A 1028-nucleotide genomic window follows, 5' to 3' on the forward strand; every position below is an offset into this window, starting at 1 on the left:
CCTGATGCTCGGGTTGAGTTCATGTTGGCTGATGCGGCGCCGGTGGTGGTGATCACTACGGCGGCGTTGGGTGAGCGGCTCGGTGGCTGTGGTGTGCCGGTGGTGGAGGTTGATGATCCTCGGATCGGGGCGCAGTCGTGTGCTGGGTTGTCGGTTCCGGCTCCTGATGATGTGGCGCACATTATTTACACGTCGGGGACGACGGGGACGCCGAAAGGTGTTGCGGTTACTCATCAGAACGTGACGCGGTTGTTTGACGGCATGGATGTGGGTGTCGAGTTGGGGCCGCGGCAGGTGTGGGCGGCGTGTTCGTCGTTGGCGTTCGATTTTTCGGTGTGGGAGATCTGGGGTGCGCTGCTGCACGGTGGGCGTTTGGTGGTGGTGTCTGAGCAGACGACCCGTTCGCCGCAGGATTTGGAGGCGTTGGTTGTTGCTGAGGGCGTGACGGTGTTGAGCCAGACGCCTTCTGCGGTGGGTGTTTTGGATCCGGTGAAGTTGTCGTCGGTGTCGGCGTTGATGGTGGCTGCTGAGGCGTGTCCGCCGGATGTGGTGGATCGGTGGGCGCCGGGGCGGGTGATGATCAATGGGTATGGGCCGACGGAGACGACGGTGTATGCCACGATCAGTGCTCCGTTGCAGGCTGGTTCGGGTGTGGTGCCGATCGGTGTGCCGGTGCCTGGTGCGGCGTTGTTCGTGTTGGATCGGTGGTTGCGTCCGGTTGCTCCGGGTGTGGTGGGTGAGTTGTATGTGGCCGGCCGGGGTGTGGGCGTGGGCTACGTACGCCGGCCTGGTTTGACCGGGTCGCGGTTTGTGGCGTGTCCGTTCGGGGCGCCGGGTGCGCGGATGTATCGGACCGGGGATCTGGTGTCGTGGGGTCCGGATGGGCAGTTGCGGTATGCCGGTCGGTCCGATGAGCAGGTCAAGGTTCGTGGTTACCGCATCGAGTTGGGTGAGATCCAAGCAGCGTTGGCTGATCTGGATGGTGTTCAGCAGGCGGTGGTGGTCGTCCGGGAGGATCAGCCTGGTGA

Annotated in this window: 1 protein-coding gene; it reads left to right on the forward strand. The window is 63.7% G+C overall.

Annotated elements, in window-relative coordinates; all coding sequences use genetic code 11:
* Positions 1-21: 21 nt before the first annotated feature.
* The coding region (locus IMZ11_RS42455) for an amino acid adenylation domain-containing protein (protein WP_305075947.1) at positions 22-1028 on the forward strand (1007 nt) is incomplete at its 3' end.

The organism is Microtetraspora sp. AC03309 (assembly GCF_020826795.1).
GTDB lineage: Bacteria > Actinomycetota > Actinomycetes > Streptosporangiales > Streptosporangiaceae > Microtetraspora > Microtetraspora glauca.